We start from the raw sequence: 18608 nt of genomic DNA, 5'->3' as shown, positions 1-18608 counted from the left end.
ATTTTTATATTGTTAAATTATGTATAATACATTATTATAAATAAGGAAAATAAAAAATTCCGTATATGATAAAGACGGGAATCACTTTACTCGCATAGCATCAACAAAGTCAATAAATTTAACTCCCTGAACAAGAAAGGTTTAGAGTGGGAAAGATCAATTATCTCATTGAAGTTAAAAATGTTAGCAAAAAAATTAAAAACAGGAAGATTCTGGATAACATTTCTTTCAACATTGCACCCGGACGGATTATGGGCTTTTTAGGCCCCAATGGTGCCGGCAAAACCACTATGCTGAAAATACTCACAGGTCTGATGTTTCCCACTTCCGGAGACATTAAAATCTGTGGGCACAATATACAAAAAGACTTTGAAAAAGCAGCTTTTAATCTTGGTACCATCATTGAAAATCCGGAATTCTATAATTACATGTCCGGTTTTAATAATCTGCAAATCTTTGCTGATATGAGCCGTCAGTCAATCAGCAAAGATGATTTAATGCAAACATTAACCAGAACCGGGCTTAAAGGTGCAGAACACCAAAAAGTCAAAGGCTATTCTCTGGGTATGCGCCAAAGATTAGGCGTCGCAAACGCAACTATTCATCAGCCTAAAGTATTAATTCTGGATGAACCCATGAATGGTCTTGATCCGGAAGGAATGAAAGATTTTCGTACATTGATGAAAAATTTTGTCCAGCATGGAAACAGCATTATTATTTCCAGCCACCTGCTTTCCGAGCTTCAGGAAATTGTGAATGATATTTTCATCATTAATAAAGGCAGACAGGTCTATGCCGGAACAATGAGTGATTTTCTGGGTAAATCCAATAACATTATTCATATCGAAGTAGACGGAGATTTAGCAGCGGCAGAAGAAATTCTGCTGAACAACAGATATCAGGTTAACCGTCAGCTCAATAATCTTGAAATTGCAACTAATTCGACTGACCACGATCCGCGTGCAGAAATTGCCAGACTTCTTGTTCAACATGATATTCCCTTAATCGGTTTGAAGCTGACTCATTACTCTCTGGAAGATTCTTTTCTGCAAACCATAAAAAACGATAATCAAAAAAAGGGCAATAAATGAAATTACTAATTAATGAATGGCGTAAATACATTAAAAATACCCGAAGTGTCAGTATCATAACAACAATATTTTTATTGGTACTAATATTTCATTTTAGTTCTCTAGATTCAGAAGACAGTAACGAAGTATTTTCATTTAGTATTATTATTTGTTACATATTTATTAAATTTATCTCTATTATTTATGCATCTAATATTTTAAGCTCTGAAATATCCAAAGGAACAATTAAATTTATTCTGACCCGTCCTTATCAGCGTTACAAAATATTACTGGCTAAAATCGCGGCGATTACTTTATTAATGCCTGTTTTTCTGATTATATCCGTAATTACTTGTTTATTATTACAAATACTGACAACTCAACATATACCGGAATTTAGCATCATAATAAAGTATATTGGAATATACAGCTTATGCATATTAGCTACAATAATTTTTTTTACTGCTTTTGCTCTGATGCTTTCTTCTATGTTTAACAGCAGTCCGCTCGTTACCGGTTTCTGTATAGTATATGGTTTCTTTGCTGACCGTCTGTGGGAAATGATCAATTATTATAATATTCATGTACCTGGTGACGAATGGATATACAAATTAAATCCATTATATGTAAACAGCTATCTGATTAAGTTAATTTCTAATACAGTTAATAATACATTTGACCAGCCCGTACAGAGTGAATTTTTTATTACCTTGGCAGCCAATATTGCTTATGTCTTGATTTTTTTCCTAATAGCGATTTTGATATTCAGACGGCGGGATATTTCATTAGCCAGCTAATAATCAATACTAAAAATTTAAAGGCCAGGCTTCAAAATATCATTTAATAATACAGCAATTTAACTGATATTTTCAGTCTGACCTTTATGCTATTTTGCAATTTATCTACCTCAATCAGATTAGTATGATTGGGGTCTTTGCTTTTTGCATTGGTTTATCATGTTTTTTACAATACGAATTTCGTATAACAAATTATATATTTCTCAATTCTTATTTTGTTAGTTAACCTGTCTTGAATTCAATCACTCGCTAATCAAAATTTTGTTCATGGAAGCAAAGTCTAAAGAAAATCTTATACAGACCAAACCAAATTTAATGTTATCTGCATTATTAATCATACTGTTAGTCGGGTCGGTTTATATCAGCCAACTTATTTTTCAAGAGATCTCTCAAAGCTATCATATTGATATTTTAACAGCAAGAAATGTATTCAGCTTATCTTGCTTTTTTTATGCCATTTCTTTTTTTATTTATGGCCCGCTTTCGGACAAAGTTTCGACAAAGTTGTTAGTTTTAGTCGGTAGTATTGGAACTGTTTGTTGTTTATTTTTATCGGTGATTGTTGATTCTTTTACGTTGTATTTGGTCACCATGTCATTAATCGGTTTTTTTGCCGCTGCTGTTCCTGCGGCATTATTCGCTTATACAGCCAAAAACACGCCTAACCATAAGTTACCACAAGCAATGGGAATGATGATTTCAGCGTCTATTGTGGGCATGATTTTTAGTCGAAGTATAGTCGCAATGCTGACCGATCTTCGGTCTTGGCAAGTTGCATTTATTATTTATGCAGGTTTGATAACTGCAGTATGTCTTTTTGTCCCTTACGGTATAAAACGCTCAATAATCCAACCTTCAACTAATAGTGTACGGGGTACTTATCTAGCGGCAATTAAATTATTACTTGATAAAACGGTAGTTATTTTTTTATTAGTCGGCTTTTTACTATTTTTTGTTTATTTAGGATTATCTTCATTACTTACTTTTTATTTGAAAAGTTCACCTTTTTATTTGTCTGCAACAACTTTAGGCTGGCTTAATTTTGCCGGTCTGAGTGCGGTTATTGGCACCATAATTACTGGTAAATTATCACAGATTATCAAAGAACGGTCTCTCTTAATCATCTGTTTGCTAGCAGTATGTATATCGGTTGTGACTATTGGTTATAGCTCAGCAATATATGTTATCGGATTCGGGATTTTTGCTTTGTTTTTATTTGTATTTGGCATTCAGCCATTAGTTATAGCCATGCTTAATAAAATTGTGCCAATTAATTCGCGCGGTGCGATTTCGTCATTATATTTACTCTCGTGTTTGGCAGGAGGCAGTATTGGCACCTATCTATTAGGTATAGTTTATCAAAACATGACCTGGAATGGAGTAATTGCCATTTGTGTTCTGTTATCAACGTTAAATCTGATCTTAGCGTTAGTTGGTATTCAACTTATTAAAAATAATCATAAATAATAAAAATACAGGAATTTATTAATAAGAAAACTTGTTATAAAAAAAGATTATTACCATCCTCGATATTTATATTTTGCAGATTTTTTGATGATTAAGTATGACAAATTTAAGATGATCACCTACAAGCTCAATGCTCCGATAGCATATTGCCTTTGATAGCGCAGAGCTTATGTATATAACAGATTAGTCAAATAATTCAATAATTAAAGTAAACGCCAACGGTGAAACAAAGTTTTTTAACATTACACATAAATACCTAATACATATATGCAGACAATATTTGAGACTCTGTAACAGAATCAAATAGCTAAACAAACTCATAAGCGAAACTGACTCAACTTATTCTCAACAATATTCGTTTTCTGCAGATCCAGCCGATACATAATTAATAATCGGCTTAGCCGATATCTGTAAACCATATAATTAGTTTTCCATACAATTGCTGAATCAGATATTTGTTATTATTTCTCTCATTATTAGCTACAATGGATTTATTAATATTTTCTGGTTAATTCCATACTAACATTAACTATATCTTTTCTGTTATGATTCTCGGCGATATCAATAATTACCTGCAGATAATTTAATTTTAGATTCAGTTTCATTTTTAGATCATTTTCATTAAACATTTGCATGACGTGCTTTTCCAATCTAAGTGATAAAAATATTGTTGCTTATACTGAGTCATTACGAACGGATGCACAACAATGAATCAGGGCAAATATGTATAATCAATTATCCGCTCAAACAGAACATAAACTTGATAACTCGGCCATTTACAGCCGGCATCTGCCAACAGTCCGACAATTGCAATATTTTCTGGCAGTATGTGAAGAAGGTAATTTTCGCAAGGCTGCCAGCAGACTGGGTATTAGTCAGCCCCCGTTATCGATGCAAATCAAAGAGCTGGAAGAAAAGCTGCAAACTACTTTATTGGTACGTAATACCCGTTATGTAATGCTTACTGAACAGGGAAGACAATTCAGAGACAAAGCCAGAAACTGGCTGGAAGGTTTATCTCTGGCCATAACCAATGTTAATAATTATTCAACAGACAGAATAACTGTCGGTATAACTAAAATTCTGGGTTTTAATTTTATTCCGCTATTCAGCGAATTTATTAGTAAATTCCAGCCAAACATCGATCTTTTGCAGCAGGACTATTCTTCAAAAGAGCTATTGGCTGAATTTAATAAAAGCAATATTGATCTGATTATTATTTCAGATTATAAAAAAAATAATGATCAGGCAAATAGTTTATTAGTCTATCAGGAAAAACTGGTACTGGCCTTACCTGAAAACCACCCTGCCTGTTCACAGGAAGAAATAAATTTAAATACGGTAACAGACTTACCTCTGTACTGGTGTAAACGTTACCAAAATCCGGGATTGTATGATCAACTGCAAAAAGTCATCAGCAACTTAACCGCTTCTCTGGTTTTACAACCGAAATTACCTAATTTTTTAACCATGCTGATGGAAATTGCCATGGGCAGAGGCATGTTATTACTTCCGGCTTCTATGGCACAGGCACATATCCCGGGAGTGGTATATAAAAAATTAACTACTGAATATGAACAGCAACTATCAATCGATATACATCTGCTCTGGCATCAGCAGGCTGAAAATACTGTGATACAAACTATTATTGAGTATTTTAAGCACCATAATACAGTTGATACCCAATTGTGACATGTATATTTCCGGAAGGTTGTGAAATTCAAATCATTGATATATTTTTTATATCAATGATTTTATATTTCTCTTAGCAAGGTTAATTATTTACTATCACTATCAGTAATTAACAATTATCTGACCGCAGTCGAATAAAAGCATTATTTGATTAAGCGTTTCAGATATAACTAATCTGAGGATAGAAAATAATGAGCCATTCTTTACCACAACGAAAACTTGGACAAAACATTACCGTATCTGCAATGGGCTATGGAGCAATGGGTCTGAGCGAATTTTATGGTGATATGGATACAGCACATGCCCGCACAATGATGCACAAAGTTATTGATAGCGGTGTTACGCTGATTGACACAGCAGATATGTATGGTCGGGGTGAAAACGAAAAACTGATCGGTGCAGTATTGAAAACTCTGCCTGCTTCAGTACGGGCACAACTTACTATCGCAACCAAATGCGGTATTGATAGAAACAATACTTCCGGCTATAACCGCAGCATTAATAACCACCCTGAATATATTAAACAATGCTGCGATGACTCTCTGGCCAGACTCGGCATTGAACAGATCGATTTATTTTATATTCATCGTTTAGATCCTAATGCTGCAATTGAAGATACGATGCAGACTCTGGCAGAACTGGTACAGGCAGGGAAAATAGCCCATGTCGGTTTATGTGAAGTTTCTGCCCCTGTTTTGCAGCGTGCCCATGCAGTTCATCCGGTTGATGTGGTGCAAACAGAATATTCGCTGTGGACACGTCATATAGAAGATGATTCAGTGCTGCCATTACTAAAAGAATTGAATATCGGTCTTGTACCCTACTCACCTCTCGGGCGTGGTTTTCTGACCGGTAAAATTCAGAATAAAAACGAATTGGCTGAAAATGATTTCCGCCGTACCAACCCGCGTTTTCAGGATGATAATCTGGAACATAACAAACGTTTGCTTCAGGCATTAGAACCCATGACTGTTAAATATAATTGCACAATGGGTCAAATCGCACTGGCCTGGCTGCTCGCTCAATGGGAACATATTGTACCGATACCGGGAACCAAAAGTGAAAAATACCTGAATGAAAATAATCAGGCTTGCCAGTTAAAACTGGATACAGCAGATATTCAGACATTGAATGAGCTGAAAAATCATATCAATATTCAGGGAGAACGCTATACACCGGAAGGTATGAAAGGCATTTTCTGATCAGACCGATAGAATAAGCGTTGCTGTTCATACAGATAACTCCCGCAGCTTGTTAAGCTGCGGGAGTTATCTATTATTCATGGCTGACAATAACTAATGATTTAATTGCCTGACGCTGATCCATAGCCTGATAGGCAGCCTGAATATCGGTTAAATCAAACCGATGGGTAAATACTTTCCCCGGCTGAATTTCTTCATTTAATACAGCTTGCAGTAATAAATTTTTATCATAAGTGGTGACACTGGCAATACCGCCGCGTAATCCGATATTTCGCCAGAAAACATCGCTGGTTTTGATTTCTGTGTCATGCTGTATACCAACACAACCAACAATTGCTCCGGGGCGGGCTACAGCAACTGCTGTTTGCAGTGATTGCTGAGTTCCCACACACTCCAATACTGCATCAGCACCAGCCTGCCGGGTAAGCGACAACACTTTTTTTGTCGCTTCATCGCCACGCTCAGGCACAATATCAGTTGCTCCGAACTCCTTTGCCAGTTTTGCCCGGTCAGGATGACGGCTCATCGCAATAATTCGTTCAGCGCCGCGCAGTTTCGCCGCGATGACTCCACACAACCCAACCGCTCCATCGCCCATCACCACTACCGTATCTCCCGGCTTTACTTCAGCACTGGCAGCAGCATGATAACCGGTAGCCATAACATCGGCCAAGGTAAGTAACGAATTCAAAACAGCATCTGAATAATCCTGCGGCTGACCGGGAATTTTCACCAAAGCCCAGTCTGCATTAGTAAAGCGCAGATATTCCCCCTGATACCCGCCGTTGCGCTCATCTTCTTTATTCTGACAATTACCATCAAAACCTGCTTTACAGGCTGCACAATGACCACAACCATGTGTAAACGGTACAATAACAAAATCACCATTACGGACATGAGTTACTGCGCTGCCGGTAGCTTCAACAACACCAATAGCTTCATGGCCGACAATTCGTTCCGGCTCACAGGTACTGATTCCGCGATACCACCATAAATCAGAACCGCAAACACAGGCACGAACAATGCGGATAATGGCATCAGTAGGTTTCTGAATAACCGGCTTTTCCATTTCCCGTATAGCTACTTTTCCGGGTTCAACGAATACTGCTACTTTCATAGTTATTTTCCCAGATTACTGTGATTTACCTGTTTCTGACAGCCAAATCACTTTATATAACATAGTGAATCAGTACTATGCAGATTAAGCCGGAAGGAACCAAAGAATTTTTCCGGCTTTTTCTGTATTGTTTAGCAATAACTCTTTGCTATCATTATTTTTTTCATTAAAAAATATTAAGACAAGATTATTTTACGCTATTTACTGAGTTTTTCATCAGGCAATGCACAGTAGCAGCCGGTTTGGTCATAACCCATATTATTTATTCGTTATTTCATAACGATAACTATTTTTATACATTTAATGGTGTTCAGTTATTTGATACTGTGATCCCGTTTACTCTTTCAGACTCTTCTGACAGTAAAGGGGATCAGTCAGTTTGACAGGCATTGTATCTATGCCTGGATTCAAGTGGTTATGTAAACCGGCAAAATAAAATGACAGAATGCTTTTGGTTTAATTATCATTTACCAATGGTACAAATAAAGTCTGTTGCACACAGGTTTCCTGAAAACCTTCAGCAGTTTTGTCGATTACCCATAAAAACTGCACCCCGCCTTCATCCAAAGGTAAAACCATACGTCCGCCAATTGAAAGTTGCTGTAATAAAGGCAAAGGTACCTCTTTCGGCGCAGCTGTCAGTATAATGCCATCAAAAGGTGCTTCCTGCGGCAAACCCAGATAACCATCTCCACAGACCAGCCGTGCATGAGCCAGTAAACGTACTGCACGTAAATTCTGTTTAGCACGCTCATGCAACGGACGCAAACGCTCTATTGAGTAAATTTCACGTAAACCCAGTGCCTGTAAAATAGCTGTCTGATAACCGCAACCGGTACCGATTTCCAGTATCCGCAGATTATTTTGTATTGGCCGTCTGGCAAACAATAACTGCGTCATGACTGCGACCGTATATGGCTGGGAAATAGTTTGCCCTAAACCCAGCGGCAGAGACATATCATCATAAGCATGAGAGCGCAAAGCCTCTTCAACGAATACATGCCGGGGCACAGCAGACATAGCAGCCAATACTTCAGCACGGGTAATACCCATCTGTTTCAGCCGCTCTACCATTCGTGCACGCCGGAATTCATATCCGGTCCAGCTTACGCCCTGTCCCACTTCTGTCACCATTGTATGTCGTGTAAAAATGTACTGACTGCACCCATTTGCTGATAATTAGTTAAGTCCAGCGATAATGGCGTAATGGTAATAAAACCTGCTTCGTTATCACTAAAATCGGTTTCCTGCCAGCGAGTATCAGCGGCACCTACGCCACCAATCCAATACAGGGTTTCGCCGCGAGGACTGCTATACGGCACAATACACTGGTCATGGTGTCGGCGCCCCAGTTTAGCCACACGATAGCCCTGCACTGATTCTGCTTTTATGGCCGGAATATTAACATTCCATAAAACCGGTTCAGCCGGCGGCTGTACACATACTTTTTCTAGAATAGTCATGACGGCTTTTTCAGCCGTTGCCCAATACTCACCGCTGCGATCATTAATTGAAAATGCCAGTGCGGGTATACCCATCAGAAAAGCTTCAGTAGCCGCAGCCACTGTACCGGAATACAGCACATCATCACCCATATTGGCACCATGATTAATACCGGACAAAACCAAATCAGGTTTAAAGTCAGTCATGGTATGCATAGCTACATGGATACAGTCGGTTGGTGTGCCATTAACATAATAAAATCCGTTTGCAGCTTTTTTAATCGACAGAGGCCGGTTCAGAGTAAATGAATTGCTTACGCCGCTCTGATCACTTTCCGGAGCAACAACTCTTATTTCAGCAAATTTAGCTGCTACCTGTGCCAGTAAAGCGATCCCATCTGATAAATAACCGTCATCATTACAAATTAAAATTTTCATAACCATCCAATTTAAAACTTTAAAACCTTTACCCTGCTAACGCTGCTGCCCTTTACACTTTTTATCCGGCCATGAGCAGCCAGTCAGATTAAAGATTAAACGTAAAAATTTCAGAACAAACTTTTATTTTAAATGAATAAAAAACCATTACTTCCGATAATGACTGATAATTTCATTGATTTACTATCTGCTATATGAAAATATGCTGATATTCACTCTCAAATTTTGTCTGACCTTCAACAATCAGAGCTGGTGCTGTAGCCTCTGATTATAAGTGTTTACCCATATTCTGACAGCTAATATCTATAACGATTCTGCCATTATCAGCATACTACACCCTTACAAAGAGTGTTATGTTCCGATGATTCTCCAAGATAAGCTAATCATCCTAAATAAAAAACGAACCGGAACGATTCGTTTTTTATTGAAACCTGCATGCGCGTATATCAAACAGCTACTGCCCTGCTTTTACCTGCTGGAACAAGCGCACAGCCAGACGCACAGCATCCTGTGATTTCGGTGATACGATAAAACTCTTATCCAGTACTTCCTGAGTGGGAAATATGCTGGGGTCGCTAGCAATTTCACTTCTCATCAGTGCCCGTGCCGGTTTGCTGGCTGGTGCAAAAGTCACATAATTACCGTTTTTCGCTGCAACTTTAGGTTCGAGTGTGTAATTGATGTATTTCAGAGCATTGGCTACATTCTGGGCATCTTTAGGAATCATAAACGAATCAACCCAGATTCCAACCCCTTCTTTCGGTGCCAGCACCTGTAAATGCACGCCACTTTTGGCATCCTCAGCACGTTTTTTAGCGATGTTTAAATCACCACCGTAACCGGTAGCCACACACAGATCACCGCGAGCCATATCATCAATATAGCCTGATGAGCTAAAACGTTTTACATCATTACGTACGGATTTAATCAGATTGGTTGCAGCACGGATATCATCCGGTTCACTGCTATTCGGGTCTTTACCTAAATAATGCAAAGCCAGCGGATACAGCTCTGTAGGGCTGTCAAACAGAGAAATACCGCAATTTTTCAGTTTATGCGTATATTCCGGATTAAATACCAGATCCCAGAGATTATCCGGTAATTTGCCATCAAGTGCTTTCTCTACCATAGCAGTATTGATACCGATAGTATTAATACCCCAGAAATAAGGCACTGCATATTTATTACCCGGATCTACCTTATCCATCATTTTCAACAGATTCGGGTCGATATTATTGTAATAGGACAGCTGGCTTTTATCTACCGGCCGGTAAGCACCGGCTTTAATTTCCCGGCCGACATTGGCAATGGATGGTACAACCAGATCATAGCCGGAACGACCAATCAGAATTTTGGCCTCCAATGTTTCGTTACTATCATAATAATCGTAACGAACCTTAATATTATTTTCTTTTTCAAAATTTTTTACTGTATCGGGATCAACATAGTCAGACCAGTTATAGATATTAAGCTGATCAGTTGGATTCATGACTCCGTTATTGGAAGCAGCATCTTTATTTGCTGTACCGGCATCCGAGCAGGCAACTATCAGCAAGCTTACGATAGCTGACAATACCAGTAATTTTTTCATACACGATTTCCAATTTGTATGCCCCGTAATAACGGGAGGAAGCAAGTATCTATGACGTGCACCAGCACAGCCACCACTAAACCGACATTAAACTGTGAAATACCGTACCATGCAAGAGCATTTGGCAAATTATTACAGAGTTTATAACCACTCAGAACACAAATAGTAATACATACTCAGAAAATCATCCGAAAAAACCAGAATAAGCCTCCGGCCAGCAGAATGGAAACCGGCAGAGTAAGCACCCATGCCATCACTAGATTACGAATTGTGGATTTTTGCAGGCCACTTTTATTGGCAGCCATCGTACCGGCTATACCGGAAGTCAGTACATGTGTTGTGCTTACTGGCAAACCAAAGCGATCGGCAGCAAAAATCAGCGCGGCCGTTACTAGTTCGGCAGAAGCACCCTGTGCATAAGACAAATGGGTTTTGCCGATTTTTTCACCCACTGTTACCACAATCCGTTTCCAACCAACCAGTGTACCCAGTCCGAGTGCCAGTGCAACCAGTACCTTTACCCAAACCGGAATATACTTAGTGGCATGATCAATTGACGTGTGATATGTCTTTAAACTGTCCATCTGTATCGGATTAAGACTGTATTGATGAACCAGGGCATTTTTTTGCAACAAGGTCATTGATTCAGACACCAGATACATATCGTTGCGGATATTACCTACCTGTTCAGGCGGTAAATTACGCAGACTGTCGCTTTTACTCACATCATGCGCCACAATTTCTACCAACTGAGCCAGTGCGCCCAGTTGTTGCGGCGTACCCTGTTTATTCTCCACTAAAGCTGTGACCTGTGCCCGCACATCTGTACCTTGTTGCAACACAAAGCCCGCTGGCAGCAAATCATGGATGGTTTTCTGTGCAGCCACTGAATGAGCTGAAAATTTTGCCCATTCTTCCTTGGGTACAGTATGGTTAAGAGCATACGCCATGGGCACGGTACCAATCAGAATCAGCATAATCAGACCCATACCCTTTTGTCCGTCATTTGAGCCATGGGCAAAACTTACTGTAGTACAGGTAAAAATCAGCAGCAGACGAATCGGCCATGGTGGTGGCATATCATTTTCCGGTGCTTTATATAAAGCAGGGATACGCAATAATTTTTTAGACAGAATTAACAGCAAAGCAGCCAGAATAAAACCAAGTAACGGCGAAAATAATAACGATTCACCAACATTAATTACCTGATTCCAGCTTACACCGCTGGTTCCCTGATGTGCCGACATCAGTTGATTAGCCACCCCTACACCGATGATTGAACCAATCAGGGTATGCGAGCTGGAAGCCGGTAAGCCAAGCCACCATGTGCTCAGATTCCAGATAATGGCTGCTGAGAGCAAAGCAAAAATCATCGCGTAGCCAACATCACTGCCCATATGCAGAATCAGCTCCACCGGCAGTAAAGAAATCACACCATAAGCCACGGCACCGGTAGACAGCATCACCCCGAGAAAATTGAACGTTCCAGACCAGATTACCGCAGTATTGGGTTTAAGCGAACGTGTATAAATAACACTGGCCACTGCATTAGCGGTGTCATGAAAACCATTCACAAACTCAAACGCCAGCGCAATCAGAAGTGCTACTGTTAATAAGGCATATACCAACAATGAAGAAGTGGGAATTCCCTGCAAATCATGATAAATACAAACGCCGGCATAGGCCAGACCACCCATTAGTATCAGCAGGAATAAAATTTTACTTACTTTACTAGTTTTACTAGATGCAGACATAATTGCCCCTGACGACGAAGCCGCAGACGAAGCAGACACAGCTTTCTCCCTAATGTTAGGAATTACCCTGACTTATTGTAAAAGACCAACATGACAACTTTGTGACAAACACAATTTTATTGCCAATGCCGGAATTCTCCTTATGACCCAAATTTGGCTGATAAAAGACAATCGGTATACAAACAGCTGCATTTCTGCGCCAGCACAACATTCATATTATTCTTGCCGTACAGTAATCAATTACTGTACATCTATTATTCTGCTGTATCAGTATACAGACAGTAATTAAACTCTGCTATCACTAGCATACATAAAATTAACAATATAGTTATAAATCACCCGACCAAACAAGGCAATAATTAAAAATAATCTGTTTTCTCATACACTAAAATCAGACAAAGTAAACAATTAATATATTATCATCCTAAATTTATCTTCTGATTGAGCAGAAAAAAGAATTATTCAGCCGCATCGGCCTTAATTACAAAGATTAAAATATAATATACAAACATTGACGTTAACATTTTTATTTTTTAAAGTAACAGCCTGCAATGCATCATGTGTTAGTTAGCATTAAAAAATTAATAGTACTCAGCATTTTCAAAAACGCACATACCAATCAATTTATCACACACAGACTCATACATTGAGGAGAAATATATGCACCAATGGGTACAAAGTTACTCGGCATTAGGCAACAGCATTTATCTCACATTGCTGGCAGCCCTTTTACCTATCATATTTTTTTTTGCAGCACTCACCGTTTTGCGCATGAAAGGCCACGTTGCCGGAGCCATTACGCTGATTCTGTCAATTATCGTGGCCGTTGCCGCATATAAAATGCCGGTTGCTCTCGCCCTTTCCTCAGCCTTGTATGGTTTCTTTTATGGTTTGTGGCCAATTGCCTGGATTATTATTACCGCAGTTTTTCTCTATAATCTTACGGTTAAAAGCGGGCAGTTTGACATCATTCGCTCATCTATTCTGTCCATTACTAAAGATCAGCGTTTGCAATTGCTGCTGATTGGTTTTTGCTTTGGTTCTTTTCTGGAAGGTGCAGCCGGATTTGGTGCACCTGTTGCCATCAGTGCAGCACTACTCGTAGGTCTTGGTTTTAAACCATTATATGCAGCCGGACTGTGTCTGATTGCCGATACTGCACCAGTAGCATTCGGCGCACTGGGCATTCCGATTCTGGTTGGCGGACAAGTATCAGGTATTGACCCATTTCATATCGGCCAGCTTGCCGGCCGGCAGTTACCTATGATGTCTGTCGTTATTCCGTTTTATCTGATATTCATCATGGACGGGATGCGCGGTATTCGTCAGACATGGCCTGCTCTGCTGGTTTCCGGTGTTTCTTTTGCCGCTACCCAGTTCATCACAGCCAATTTTGTCGGACCTGAATTGCCGGATGTTACATCTGCCTTGGTTAGTATGGTGTGTCTGGCACTTTTTCTTCGGGTCTGGCAGCCGAAACAGATATTTACGTTCAGCGGCATGCAGCAGCCTGAAAAACAACGCGGTACTTCAGAATACTGCGCCAAACAAATTGCCCTGGCCTGGTCACCTTTCATTATTCTGACTGTTTGCGTTGCAGTCTGGACAATCAAACCACTGCAAGAATGGTTTAACTCATTCAGCCTGATTAAAATTCAATGGCCGTGGCTTGATAATCTGGTGATTAAAACCGCACCTATCGTAACGGAAAACACCCCTATCGCAGCCGAATTTAAACTTAATCTGTTAGGAGCAGTGGGCACATCCATACTGCTGGCTGCCATTATTTCCATATTGCTATTAAAAATAAAACCACGTCTGGCTGTCGACACATTCAAACATACTCTGTACGACTTACGCTATCCGGTACTGTCTATCGGATTAGTACTGGCTTTTGCATACGTGGTTAATTATTCCGGTCTTTCCTCCACACTGGCTCTGGCTTTGGCTGATACCGGCAAAGCATTTCCGTTTTTCTCACCATTCCTTGGCTGGGTAGGCGTTTTCCTCACCGGTTCAGACACATCTGCCAATGCTCTGTTTGGCGCCCTGCAGGCTAATACTGCTATGCAGGTAGGTATGGATCCGGTACTGGCTGTAGCAGTTAACTCAGTTGGTGGTGTAACCGGTAAAATGATTTCACCGCAGTCTATTGCCATTGCCTGCGCTGCTGTAGGTCTGGCCGGTAAAGAATCAGATTTGTTCCGCTTTACCGTACGTCATAGTCTGCTTTTCTGTGTAATCGCCGGCTTATTTACCGTCGTACAAACTTATCTGTTACCGTGGACACTCATCCTGTTCTGATTTATTTCTAAGACAAAAGCCCGCTCTCCTGAGCGGGCTTTTGTTATCCGGTAACAACAATAACCAAGATACTAACCACCGGTTTTGGCCATAATGCGCACAATTTTATCCGGTTTTTCATTGAATTCATGTTTTTCCGGTTTTAAATCCACTGCCTGCTGAATTGCCTGCTCCAGCAGAGCATCAGAACAATTTGCCATTAATAAAGGTTTTAATGCCATACTCTGTTCCTGCCCCAGACACAAATACAATGTCCCATCAACAGACATACGTACCCGGTTACAGGTGGCACAGAAATGCTGGGAACGTGGCGTAATCAGTCCTAAAGTAAATCGGCCATCCGCACTTTCCCAGTATTTAGCCGGCCCGCCGCCATAGACACGTTTACTTTCACGTAACTGATATTTCGGGCGCAGATTTTCAATCAGTTCCAGTAAATTAAAATAATCCAGTCCGCGGGCGCTTACCCCCATCGGCATTACTTCAATCAGGCGCAGAATAAAGCCATTGACAATACAGAACGCCACCATATCCTCTATATCACCGGTATTAACCCCCGGCAGCGGTACCATATTAATTTTAATCTGCTCAAAGCCTGCATCGCGTGCCGTCTGAAGACTATTTATTACCTTATCAAAGCTATCCTTACCGGAAATCTCCTGTACACATTCACGCCGCAGTGAATCCAGACTCACATTCAGCCGGTTTAGTCCAGCTTTGCGTAAATCATAGGCAAACCTGTCCAGTTGCGTGCCATTGGTGGTTAACGACAAATCTGAAACCCCGGGCAATGCCGCCAGCCGTGCGACCAGATCGGGCAGATTTTTGCGTAATAGCGGTTCGCCGCCGGTTAAACGGAAACGTGACACGCCCATACGGGCAAATGCGCCGGCAACACGCTCAATCTCAGCAAACGACAGCCAGTTGACCGGTTTTTCAAACTCTGTGAATCCCTGCGGAATACAATAAGTACAGCGCAAATCACATTTATCCGTTACCGAAATTCGTAAATAATCAATACGTCTGTTGAAGCGGTCAATCAGCATGAGATAGGTAAAAGCCTGTTATCAGAAAAAAATTTCAGAATAAGGCAAATGATTGGAATAATTAAGAAAAGAACGGCATTTTATCCTAAATTATTACTTAAATCCAATAGCATTGGCAGCAGCTATCTGCCATAAAAAGAAAAAACACGGCATAATAAACGATTATTGGTTTAACTATGTCTTTATCATGATTACGGTTATTTATCTGGCACGCTTTGCCGAAGAACTGGGCATGGCACAGGAAGAGCTTGCATGCAGTTTTGATGACAGCAATACCCTGCTCGCCTATCTGCGGCAGCGCGGAATACCGTTCTCCGAGGTACTGGCCGAGGGAAAAGTATATAAAATTGCTGTAAATAATATTATTCAGCATAGCAACACAGCCATTAAAGACGGAGACAGCATCGCACTGCTACCACCAGTAACCGGAGGTTAAAATGCAGACACGCATACAAATACAGACAGAAGACTTCAACCTCAGTCAGGAACTGGCACTGGCTGAAAAAATTGCGCCGGATTGCGGAGCTGTTGTCAGTTTTATTGGTAAAGTGCGTGGCAACGATAACCCGCAGCAACCACTGAGTCATCTGTATCTCACTCATATGCCGGAAGTAACCGAGCATGAAATCAGCAAAATAATCACCCGTGCCAGCGAACGCTGGTCTTTACCCTACGCCTGCGTCATTCATCGTGTGGGTGAATTACCAGTAGGCGCACAAATAGTACTGGTACTTACTGCCAGCGGCCATCGCGAACATGCTTATCAGGCCAATCATTTTATTATGGACTACCTCAAAACCGAAGCACCATTCTGGAAAAAAGAATGTTTTGCCAATGGTCAGCAGCACTGGGTAGAAATGAAACATACAGACCGGCTGCGCACACAGTCATGGGAATAAATGCAAATCTCGGGCTGATTATTCTGGCCGGCGGACTCGGTACCCGTGTAGGTGGTGCCAATAAAGCCCTGCTGACACTAAATGGTCAGCCATTGCTGGAACATATTCTGCATCAGCTTGGTCACTGCAGCGAGCACATTATTATCAGTGCCAACCGGGATATTGCCCGAATAGAAAAATACGGCTATCCCGTATATTCTGATCTGCCGACCTATAGCGGGATGGGACCACTTGCCGGTATCATCAGTGCTGCACAACATTTACCGGAAGATATTGAATATTTGCAAATAGTACCGTGTGACCTGCCATTACTCAACACCGATATCATTGCCGGTTTGTATCAGAAACTATCCAGCCGACCTGAACTTGATATTGTTTGCGCCGCAGATTCTTTCACTCTGCACCCTATCGTTTGTCAGATGCGGCGGCGCCACTTACAGCATATCCGGCAACAGCTTAACAGCACTGGCAAACACAGTGTCCGCTCCGTCATTCTGCCATACCGGCATGCTATCGTTACCTTTGCCGACAATATTCAGTTTACCAACTATAACAGCAGCGCAATGTTTACCAGCATGCGCAGCGGAGAAACAACCTTATGATGGATTTTTACCAAGGGCAGGAAGCTCTGTTGCAACAGGCAAGCCGCATAGTCGATACTGAAACCGTACCGCTTAATCAGGCTGCCGGGCGTATTCTCGCCCAAAGCATTATAGCTACTACAGACTCTCCCGCATTCGACAACAGCGCTATGGACGGCTATGCGATATGCGGACTCGATTGCTCTGAATGGCAACTAACCGATACAGCCGCAGCAGGAGATACACGACAGCTAACCCTGCAACACGGTCAGGCTATGCGTATCTACACTGGTGCCGGAATTCCGGTAAATACTGATGCAGTAATTATGCAGGAGAACACCTGCGTTGAAGGACTCACCCTCAGCTGCACCAGCACACCCGTTGCTAATGAAAATATTCGCCATCAGGGCGAAGAGCTAAAACAAGGGGCAACTTTACTGGAAAAAGGTGCATTACTTAATGCTCAGGCAATCGGACTGGCCGCCTCACAGGGATTCAGTGAACTACAGGTTTACCAAAAACTGCGTGTAAGCGTATTTACCACCGGTGATGAACTGGTAAGTGGCAATAACCAGTTACAGCAGCATCAGATATATGATAGTAACCGCCCCATGTTGCTGGCCTGTCTTCAAACTTACACATTTATTGAAATCATTGACGGCGGTATTCTGCCGGATAATCTCGATATCATCACCGAAACCCTTTCCAAAGCCGCCACCAGCAGCCAAAGCATTATTATTTCCGGTGGTGCTTCTGTAGGTGATCGTGATCTGGTTAAACCGGCACTGCAACAATTAGGCAGTATAGAACACTGGAAACTGGCGATAAAACCGGGTAAACCCTTTGGCTGGGGCTGTATCGGTGAATGTCGCGTTATGCTTCTGCCTGGCAATCCGGTAGCCAGCTTTGTTACCTTCAAACTGCTTGGACTACCGGCACTACAAACAGCCGCCGGGCGCCATATTCTGCAAGCACTACCCGAATGCTATCAGGCCAAAGCTGCTTTCAGCATAACCCCGAACCGGCAAAAACGACGCGAATTCCTGCGCGGAACCTTGCACTTTACCAATAATGGTCCGGAGGTTATTCCATTAAATAAACAGGGTTCACATATGCTTTCCGGTTGCGTGAATGCACAGGTATTAATCGATATTCCCGCACAAACTGATATTCAGCAGGGACAGTGGCTGACAGTTTATCCGATATAA

General features: G+C 41.1%; 16 protein-coding genes. 10 read left to right on the top strand and 6 right to left on the bottom strand.

All coding sequences use genetic code 11. The features are described 5' to 3' along the window. Nucleotides 1-146: 146 nt before the first annotated feature. From GY065_RS03040 to GY065_RS03020, 5 genes are all read left to right on the top strand, one after another. A complete protein-coding gene (locus tag GY065_RS03040; RefSeq protein WP_174833027.1) occupies nt 147-1091 on the top strand; it encodes an ABC transporter ATP-binding protein in 945 nt (314 codons plus the stop codon). Continuing rightward, nucleotides 1088-1867 (top strand): ABC transporter permease, encoded by a 780-nt coding sequence (locus GY065_RS03035; RefSeq protein WP_174833026.1) that lies wholly within the window; start codon nt 1088-1090, stop codon nt 1865-1867. Before GY065_RS03040 ends, GY065_RS03035 begins: the two co-directional genes overlap by 4 nt. A 267-nt stretch (nt 1868-2134) precedes the next feature. Further along, a complete protein-coding gene (locus tag GY065_RS03030) occupies nt 2135-3334 on the top strand; it encodes an MFS transporter (protein WP_037476030.1) in 1200 nt (399 codons plus the stop codon). 723 nt (nt 3335-4057) lie between these two features. Next, a complete protein-coding gene (locus GY065_RS03025) occupies nt 4058-5026 on the top strand; it encodes a LysR family transcriptional regulator (protein ID WP_174833025.1) in 969 nt (322 codons plus the stop codon). 191 nt (nt 5027-5217) lie between these two features. Next, nucleotides 5218-6228 (top strand): aldo/keto reductase, encoded by a 1011-nt coding sequence (locus tag GY065_RS03020; RefSeq protein ID WP_078475075.1) that lies wholly within the window; start codon nt 5218-5220, stop codon nt 6226-6228. A 73-nt stretch (nt 6229-6301) separates the two neighbouring features. Here the strand turns inward: GY065_RS03020 and GY065_RS03015 are convergent, their stop codons facing one another. The 5 genes from GY065_RS03015 to GY065_RS02995 all read right to left on the bottom strand — a co-directional run bounded on the left by GY065_RS03015 (nt 6302) and on the right by GY065_RS02995 (nt 12609). After that, nucleotides 6302-7345 (bottom strand): zinc-dependent alcohol dehydrogenase family protein, encoded by a 1044-nt coding sequence (locus GY065_RS03015; RefSeq protein ID WP_174833024.1) that lies wholly within the window; start codon nt 7343-7345, stop codon nt 6302-6304. A gap of 456 nt (nt 7346-7801) precedes the next feature. Next, entirely contained in the window at nt 7802-8479 is a 678-nt protein-coding gene (locus tag GY065_RS03010) for a protein-L-isoaspartate(D-aspartate) O-methyltransferase (RefSeq protein ID WP_025330257.1), read from the bottom strand. Further along, complete coding sequence (surE, locus tag GY065_RS03005; protein ID WP_174833023.1) at nt 8473-9225, bottom strand: 5'/3'-nucleotidase SurE; 753 nt, start codon at nt 9223-9225, stop codon at nt 8473-8475. Before surE ends, GY065_RS03010 begins: the two co-directional genes overlap by 7 nt. A 454-nt stretch (nt 9226-9679) precedes the next feature. Further along, on the bottom strand, nt 9680-10816 hold the full coding sequence (locus GY065_RS03000) for a polyamine ABC transporter substrate-binding protein (protein ID WP_037393536.1): 1137 nt from the start codon (nt 10814-10816) through the stop codon (nt 9680-9682). Between the two features lie 176 nt (nt 10817-10992). After that, a complete protein-coding gene (locus GY065_RS02995) occupies nt 10993-12609 on the bottom strand; it encodes an inorganic phosphate transporter (RefSeq protein ID WP_202984029.1) in 1617 nt (538 codons plus the stop codon). Nucleotides 12610-13230: 621 nt separating this feature from the next. Here GY065_RS02995 and GY065_RS02990 point away from each other — a divergent pair. Next, nucleotides 13231-14874 carry a lactate permease LctP family transporter gene (locus tag GY065_RS02990; protein WP_025330253.1) on the top strand — a complete coding sequence of 548 codons (1644 nt, stop codon included), beginning with the start codon at nt 13231-13233 and terminating at the stop codon, nt 14872-14874. A 71-nt stretch (nt 14875-14945) separates the two neighbouring features. Here the strand turns inward: GY065_RS02990 and moaA are convergent, their stop codons facing one another. Continuing rightward, nucleotides 14946-15920 carry a GTP 3',8-cyclase MoaA gene (gene moaA, locus GY065_RS02985; protein ID WP_174833022.1) on the bottom strand — a complete coding sequence of 325 codons (975 nt, stop codon included), beginning with the start codon at nt 15918-15920 and terminating at the stop codon, nt 14946-14948. 187 nt (nt 15921-16107) lie between these two features. On the opposite strand from moaA, the gene GY065_RS02980 reads away from it, so the two are divergent. The 4 genes from GY065_RS02980 to glp are packed head-to-tail and all read left to right on the top strand — an operon-like array spanning nt 16108 to nt 18608. After that, nucleotides 16108-16356 (top strand): MoaD/ThiS family protein, encoded by a 249-nt coding sequence (locus GY065_RS02980; protein ID WP_174833021.1) that lies wholly within the window; start codon nt 16108-16110, stop codon nt 16354-16356. A gap of 1 nt (nt 16357) precedes the next feature. Further along, nucleotides 16358-16819 (top strand): molybdenum cofactor biosynthesis protein MoaE, encoded by a 462-nt coding sequence (locus GY065_RS02975; RefSeq protein ID WP_037393546.1) that lies wholly within the window; start codon nt 16358-16360, stop codon nt 16817-16819. After that, nucleotides 16810-17421: a molybdenum cofactor guanylyltransferase gene (locus tag GY065_RS02970; RefSeq protein WP_174833020.1), complete on the top strand. Its 612-nt coding sequence runs from the start codon at nt 16810-16812 to the stop codon at nt 17419-17421. Before GY065_RS02975 ends, GY065_RS02970 begins: the two co-directional genes overlap by 10 nt. Beyond that, entirely contained in the window at nt 17418-18608 is a 1191-nt protein-coding gene (gene glp / locus GY065_RS02965) for a gephyrin-like molybdotransferase Glp (RefSeq protein WP_174833019.1), read from the top strand. The genes GY065_RS02970 and glp overlap by 4 nt, the downstream gene beginning before the upstream one ends.

It is taken from the genome of Snodgrassella sp. ESL0323 (assembly GCF_013346865.1).
Classification (GTDB): Bacteria; Pseudomonadota; Gammaproteobacteria; order Burkholderiales; family Neisseriaceae; genus Snodgrassella; species Snodgrassella alvi.
Note: the sequence above shows the minus strand (reverse complement) of the source record. Positions and strands in the feature narration are given on the sequence as shown.

Coding starts and splice junctions, on each gene's coding strand:
- GY065_RS03035 (WP_174833026.1), top strand. CDS start 1,088: ATGAAATTACTAATTAATGAATGGCGTAAATACATTAAAAATACCCGA.
- GY065_RS03030 (WP_037476030.1), top strand. CDS start 2,135: ATGGAAGCAAAGTCTAAAGAAAATCTTATACAGACCAAACCAAATTTA.
- GY065_RS03025 (WP_174833025.1), top strand. CDS start 4,058: ATGTATAATCAATTATCCGCTCAAACAGAACATAAACTTGATAACTCG.
- GY065_RS03020 (WP_078475075.1), top strand. CDS start 5,218: ATGAGCCATTCTTTACCACAACGAAAACTTGGACAAAACATTACCGTA.
- GY065_RS03015 (WP_174833024.1), bottom strand. CDS start 7,345: ATGAAAGTAGCAGTATTCGTTGAACCCGGAAAAGTAGCTATACGGGAA.
- GY065_RS03010 (WP_025330257.1), bottom strand. CDS start 8,479: ATGGTGACAGAAGTGGGACAGGGCGTAAGCTGGACCGGATATGAATTC.
- surE (WP_174833023.1), bottom strand. CDS start 9,225: ATGAAAATTTTAATTTGTAATGATGACGGTTATTTATCAGATGGGATC.
- GY065_RS03000 (WP_037393536.1), bottom strand. CDS start 10,816: ATGAAAAAATTACTGGTATTGTCAGCTATCGTAAGCTTGCTGATAGTT.
- GY065_RS02990 (WP_025330253.1), top strand. CDS start 13,231: ATGCACCAATGGGTACAAAGTTACTCGGCATTAGGCAACAGCATTTAT.
- moaA (WP_174833022.1), bottom strand. CDS start 15,920: ATGCTGATTGACCGCTTCAACAGACGTATTGATTATTTACGAATTTCG.
- GY065_RS02980 (WP_174833021.1), top strand. CDS start 16,108: ATGATTACGGTTATTTATCTGGCACGCTTTGCCGAAGAACTGGGCATG.
- GY065_RS02975 (WP_037393546.1), top strand. CDS start 16,358: ATGCAGACACGCATACAAATACAGACAGAAGACTTCAACCTCAGTCAG.
- GY065_RS02970 (WP_174833020.1), top strand. CDS start 16,810: ATGGGAATAAATGCAAATCTCGGGCTGATTATTCTGGCCGGCGGACTC.
- glp (WP_174833019.1), top strand. CDS start 17,418: ATGATGGATTTTTACCAAGGGCAGGAAGCTCTGTTGCAACAGGCAAGC.